Here is a 6,184-nt window from a genome sequence, read left to right as displayed (position 1 = left end):
CCTATTCCCTATTCCCTAGCGCGTTCATGTCCGCGAAGCGGAAAGCGCTATATCTCACATATTGCACTCAAAGAGCAACAGTCCACTACCTTCCGCGACCCTTCGGTAACACCGTTCTCCAATTCGTTCTCGCCCGTTTCAACTGCTGATCCGTCACCTTAGCCCCCGTTAAATTCGCCCCACACAAATTTGCCCCATTCAAATTTGCACTACTCAAATAGGCATAACTCAAATCAGCACCTCGCAGATCTGCCCCTTCCAGATTCGCATAATTAAAATAAGCTCGACTCAGATTCGCATCTCGGAGAATCGTCTGTTTCAAACGGGCCTTCGTAAAATCTGAGCGAAACAAATTCGCCCGTGCCAAATTCGTCTTCACAAACTTACATTCTCGGAAATTCGCCTCTGGAAACACCATCTCCTGAAGATTCAGGGCGCTCAAATCATGATCGACAAAATCTCGCCGCCCTTTAGCATAATAAGTCGCCAACTCCTGCTCCTTCAAACGAGTCGGAATCTTGGGCTTATTTGACCCCCCACTTGGCCCCGAAGTCGGGCCAGAATTGGCCTGAGTGGAAAGAGACGTATTAGAAAGCCCCGTATTCCCCCCGCCTCGTAACCTCGATTGGCGCGATCGAATCGACACCCCAAACCGAGACAAATGGGTACTCGGCCCAGAATTTCCCGTATTCCGGCTGCCTGTTCCTTTAGAAGAAGTGTCTGAGGTAGGTTTCACCGGCCCCGTTAACATCCCCTGAGCCAAACTATCCAAATAAGGCTCTAACTCCAAAGCCTTCAAAATATCTTGAGCTGACTGATACCGATGTTTAACCGACCCATCGAGCATTTTCTTCAACACACGAGTTAAATGGTCACTCACCTGTACCTGTCGTTCCCACAAAATTTCTCCCGTGGCCGGATCGTAACCCAAATCTTTCGGAGACTTACCCGTTAACAGATAGATACAGGTGACACCCACTGCATAAATATCACTGGCATAAACCGGTCTCAGAGCCATCTGTTCTGGCGGTGCATATCCGGGAGTGCCAATGGCAAACGCTGTTAATGCGGTTTGATCTGAACTATTATCGACTTTGGTCGGATTGACCTGATCCTTAACTGCCCCAAAATCAATTAAGACTAATTTTTTATCCTGATTGCGGCGAATCAAGTTGGCTGGCTTAATATCTCGATGAATGACTTGATTAGAGTGGATATACTCAATAACGGGTAATAATTCACTTAAAAACTGCTTGATTCCTGCCTCTGTAAACGGCCCTCCCCGTTTCACCTCTCGGCTTAAGGTGGCTCCGCTAATGTACTCCTGAACTAAATAAAATTCTTGTTCCGTCTCAAAATAATCGAGTAAACCCGGCAGTTGGGGATGATTGCCAATCTTACCCAAGGTTTTCGCCTCTCGCCGAAACAGCTCTCTAGCCATTTGCAGCGTTTGTGGAGAAGTCGAAGCCGGGCGCAGTTGTTTAATCACACAATAGGGATTCCCCGGAAGAGATAAATTTTGAGCCAGAAAAGTTGCCCCAAATCCACCTTGTCCCAAGAGTTTAGAGATGTTATAACGCTCTCGAAGCAATAGTTTGGAGCCACAAGCAGCACAAACTTGAGCATTGGGAGAATTTTCTGGATTTGGACAAACTGGGTTAACGCAGTAGCTCATTGAGGCCTTACTCGCTTCTTAAGTTTGACTGCCAGGATAGGACGATCCTAGATTGATTATGACTGGGTTAAGCGCCTAACTCGATCGTCATTGTCGCTCTAATTGCTACCTTTATCTGGAAGTTGAGGGTAATTATACCAAGCGACTGGGTTCAGTGATCCAATCATGAATTACAATCTAGGTATGACTTTTAAGTTATGCATCCCTACTTAATTATCATACCTTGTCTTTCCAGAAGTTGACAGTTAACTGCATCGATCGCCCGGAATTGGGTCTGAAAAGGAGTTTACCATTGTTGATATGGCCACTTATCCCTGGGTGAGATCATACCCTTGGGCCAAAGTTTCGGTTGAGGGACTTCATAACCTACAAGGTTGGCGCGATCGCATCGATGCTCGACCTGCTACTCAAAAGCGATGTAGGGTGGGCAGGAGGAGAGAGCGACATCATTCAAATTCGACCAACAGACCCTGCCCACCTTACCTACTGATGGAGATCGGTAGGGGCGAAAAAATTTTCGCTCCTAGATTTATGGTAGAATCGGCGATGCTTCGGTTCTGGTGGGGAGCAGCCATCAGAGGTAACGGGGAAAGTTTGGTGCAAATCCAACGCTGTCCCGCAACTGTAAGGAGATAAAGAACATCTGCATCATCTCTAAGTCAGGATGCCCGCCAAAGTGAGTTGGTTTAATCACTATTCTGCGAGGTACAGAATCATGCACAAAATTCCCGTAACCATTATCACCGGATTCCTGGGGGCAGGCAAAACGACCCTGATTCGTAATTTGCTCCAAAATCAGGAAGGGCGTAAAATCGCTGTTTTAGTCAATGAATTTGGCGAAGTTGGCATTGATGGGGACTTGTTGCGCTCCTGTCAAGTGTGCGATGAAGAGGAAGACCCCAATAATAATATTGTGGAACTGACCAATGGCTGTTTGTGTTGCACGGTGCAAGAGGAATTTTATCCCACGATGCAAAAGCTATTAGAGCGTCGAGAGGATCTCGATTCAATTGTGATTGAAACGTCCGGGCTGGCCCTACCGAAACCCCTGATTCAAGCGTTTCGCTGGCCGGAAATTCGCAATGGGGCAACGGTTGATGGGGTGGTGACGGTGGTGGATAGTCATGCTTTAGCCACGGGGACTTTAGTGGGGGATTTAGAGGCATTAGAGGAGCAGAGAAAGGCCGATCCGAATCTGGATCATGAAACTCCGATTGAGGAATTATTTGAGGATCAATTGGCTTGTGCGGATTTGATTTTGTTGACGAAAACGGATTTGGTGGATGATTCCGGTTTGCAGCACGTGCAAAATTGGTTAAAACAGGAGGTTTCGCCTGCGGTTAAACAAGTTTCTTGTCATCAAGGGCAAATTGATAGTGCAGTGTTATTAGGCTTTAATGCTGCGGTTGAGGATAATTTGGACTCTCGTCCGAGTCACCACGATCATGAAGAAGAGCATGACCATGATGACCATATTAATTCAGTGGAGATTGTGTGCGATCGCCCCTTCGACCCCCAACAACTCACCCAAACCCTACAGCAGTTTGTCCAAAACCACGAAGTTTACCGCATTAAAGGCTTCGTCCAAGTGCCCAATAAACCCATGCGCTTAGTCCTGCAAGGAGTCGGTAACCGCTTTGATACCTTCTATGACCGTCCCTGGAAACTGAACGAACCGCGCCAAACCCGGCTCGTGTTCATTGGTCGAGATCTAGAGCGTCCAGCGATCGAAACTCTACTCAATCACCTAAACTAACCGCCCTATTCAGGATTCCCAGGGAAGCCAAGGCCTAGTCATGATTCTGAGGATTCTTCTCTAGCAGACTCGGATGCAGAAGGCTCAGAATCAGACTCTTCAGAAACCGGCTTGGGTTTGGATAGATGGGGCTTCCCACCGGGTTTACCCTTACCTTTCGGTTTGCGATCTTTTAAGCGGTCTTTAACCTTTCTCGCTTCGAGTATCACCAACGTCTTACCCTCACGACCCAAAATAAAATCCCAAAACTCCCCTAAAGTCGTTTTGGGTTCGCTCGGTAATATCCCCTGAAACGTGATTTTAAATGGCTTCTCTAGTTTAGAACTGGGGTCTTTACGATTGGGATTGATGCGAACTGCTATTTTGCCACCATAATTAAAAATAATCTGACCGCGCACTGAAAACACATCATCACTGAGGTTCTCCGGGATAGGGTTCAGGGCATTGCGGAGGATAAAATGATAGCCCGCTTCGCGATCGGGTTTTGTCCAACACCGAAACCAATGGAACTGTTGCAAATTATCATCCTTTTCCAGCCACTTAAAAAAGTAACCCCAACGGATAGAAGCAGGGAAGAACTGATTATCCTCTGTAACAATTAACCCTCTAAGTTGGAATCCTTTATCATCCGGTTGAGGGATATAGCGCCCCCAAATTAAACCGGTACTCCGATATTGGATATCCGATTCTGGAGGACAAATAAGGTTACTAATATTACTCTTATCTTGACTATTGGACAAGGTTCTTTTCAGGAAATAAGGTGGACGGCTCTCTCCTGGGCAGGGAGAGGGATAGAAATAGAGAATTAAAAGGCCCACTGGAAAGCTGAAGATGGCTTTCCCCAAAGGTGAACCTGTTCCATTGTACCTTGTGAAGGCAACCACAAGGGCCATGCCCTGACCCCTTTCAACCTCTAGGAAACTAGGGATCGCCAGCTATTGCTTTACTCTCACTTCCGTTGTAGGGTGAGAAATAGTCATTAAATCTCACCTTACTAAACTTTCCATAGACTAGCTCTGAGCAGGGAACGCTTCCTCACATGGCAACTAAACATATTTTGATGATCGATGATGAAATGGACATCCGAGAAATTGCTCGGATTAGCCTAGAAAAGTTGAGAGGGTGGCAGGTAACCGCTACAGAATCTGGATATGAAGGAGTAGAGTTAGCAGAACAACATCAGCCGGATGTCATTCTCTTGGACGTAATGATGCCTGATATTGACGGTAAAGAGACCCTAAAGCTCTTAAAATCCAATCCCAACACCCGGCATATTCCCGTGATTTGGTTAACGGCACAGGTTCAAAATACTCATCGTAAATCTGCTGCATTAGGCGTAATTGCAGTCTTGATTAAGCCCTTCGATCCTTTAGAATTACCCAATCAAATCGAGGAAGCTCTAGCGTCCCAGCAAGAGAGATAATTTAGAAGATCGCCAAGAGTCGGGAGTCGATCATCTGGTATCATTTAAATAATAATGAACAACATTAGGGAGTGATGCGAATCAAGGGATCGCTGATGCTTTCACAAGAATTTCACATTCCCTATCTAAGGTAAAGGTGATGATGACTAAACAAACAACTGATTGGGGCGATCGCGATCATGGATAAGAACACTCTTAGATCCGATCCCCCGGATTTTGACCCCGAACTCTCCCTAGACGAAGCGATTATGCTATTAAGTCATGAACTCCGCACCCCCCTCACCTCCATTCGAGGTGTGGTTCGGTTAATGCAAAGTGGGCACGTTAACCCAGAATCGGCCGAAGGCAAGTATATGTTGTCCATGGCCATTAAGAACATTGGCCGCTTAGAACGCTTGGCCCAAACCATTGAGCATCAACCCACCCTTCCTCTAACGCTATTTAAGAAAGAAGACTTAGAAAAAATTCAATTAGAATTGGATCTCAAGCAAGCGATTGAGAAACAAGAGTTAAGTTTAGTTTATCAGCCGATTGTCTCTTTATCTCCGAGAAAAGTGATCGCCTTTGAAGCCCTCATTCGTTGGCATCATGGGACGAAGGGACTGATTTCACCCAATGTATTTATCCCCGTGGCCGAAGAAACGGGGCTGATTCACGATATTGGTCAGTGGGTGATTCGTCAATCCTGTCACCAGCTTAAGAGATGGAAGAATAACCTACCCTCAGATTATGCATTACTGATGAATCTGAATTTGTCCCCTCTCCAGCTACTTCATCCCCAGTTTGTTGACCAGTTGCAATCCTTGCTGAAAGAGTTAGAGATTAACCCCCATGAAATCCGTTTAGAAATTACGGAAACGATGTTAATGGAAAACTTGGAAGTTGCAACGAATACTATTCAAGAGTTGAGGAATTTAGGATTTCAGTTTGATATTGATGATTTTGGTACGGGATATTCTTCCTTGAGTCGCCTGAAAAATTTAGCAGTGAATGGCTTAAAAATAGACCGATTTTTCCTGAAAGAGCAACAATGGAATTTAATTAAAGCAATTTTGTTGATTGCCTCAGATGTGGGTCTAGAGGTGATTGCTGAAGGGGTGGAAACAATAGAAGACTTTGAGAAGCTGAAAGAGTTAGGCTGTCAGTATTTTCAAGGCTATTTCTTTTCTAAACCCATTGATGAACATTTGGCGATCGCCTGGATGAACAATCAACTCTCTTGTCCCATTCGCTAGTACAGAGAGGGTGCAGGGATGCCTTTCAACCTTGAACAACGGTCATAACCGGGTTTTATCGTATTCTCAGGAGTTCCTCAGAGTAGTGTGAGAGG

General features: G+C 45.7%; 5 protein-coding genes and 1 riboswitch. Of the genes, 3 read left to right on the top strand and 2 right to left on the bottom strand.

Going from position 1 to position 6,184, the window contains the following annotated elements; genetic code table 11:
* Nucleotides 1-85 precede the first annotated feature (85 nt).
* Nucleotides 86-1,675, bottom strand: a complete 1,590-nt coding sequence (locus PMG25_RS18025; RefSeq protein WP_283768280.1) for a serine/threonine-protein kinase — start codon at nucleotides 1,673-1,675, stop codon at nucleotides 86-88.
* A 535-nt stretch (nucleotides 1,676-2,210) separates the two neighbouring features.
* A riboswitch (cobalamin riboswitch) is annotated at nucleotides 2,211-2,365 on the top strand.
* A 25-nt stretch (nucleotides 2,366-2,390) separates the two neighbouring features.
* Between PMG25_RS18025 and cobW the strand changes: the two genes are divergently transcribed.
* Entirely contained in the window at nucleotides 2,391-3,431 is a 1,041-nt protein-coding gene (cobW, locus tag PMG25_RS18020) for a cobalamin biosynthesis protein CobW (RefSeq protein WP_283768279.1), read from the top strand.
* Nucleotides 3,432-3,469: 38 nt separating this feature from the next.
* Here the strand turns inward: cobW and PMG25_RS18015 are convergent, their stop codons facing one another.
* Nucleotides 3,470-4,171 (bottom strand): hypothetical protein, encoded by a 702-nt coding sequence (locus tag PMG25_RS18015; protein ID WP_283768278.1) that lies wholly within the window; start codon nucleotides 4,169-4,171, stop codon nucleotides 3,470-3,472.
* A gap of 299 nt (nucleotides 4,172-4,470) precedes the next feature.
* Between PMG25_RS18015 and PMG25_RS18010 the strand changes: the two genes are divergently transcribed.
* Both PMG25_RS18010 and PMG25_RS18005 read left to right on the top strand, forming a co-directional pair.
* The gene (locus PMG25_RS18010) at nucleotides 4,471-4,854 is read left to right on the top strand and encodes a response regulator (RefSeq protein WP_283768277.1); all 384 of its coding nucleotides are present in this window, start codon (nucleotides 4,471-4,473) and stop codon (nucleotides 4,852-4,854) included.
* Nucleotides 4,855-5,033: 179 nt separating this feature from the next.
* A complete protein-coding gene (locus PMG25_RS18005; RefSeq protein ID WP_283768276.1) occupies nucleotides 5,034-6,089 on the top strand; it encodes a putative bifunctional diguanylate cyclase/phosphodiesterase in 1,056 nt (351 codons plus the stop codon).
* The last annotated feature ends 95 nt before the right edge of the window (nucleotides 6,090-6,184 follow it).

It is taken from the genome of Roseofilum capinflatum BLCC-M114 (assembly GCF_030068505.1).
GTDB lineage: Bacteria > Cyanobacteriota > Cyanobacteriia > Cyanobacteriales > Desertifilaceae > Roseofilum > Roseofilum capinflatum.
This window is presented reverse-complemented; position numbering and strand designations above follow the sequence as displayed.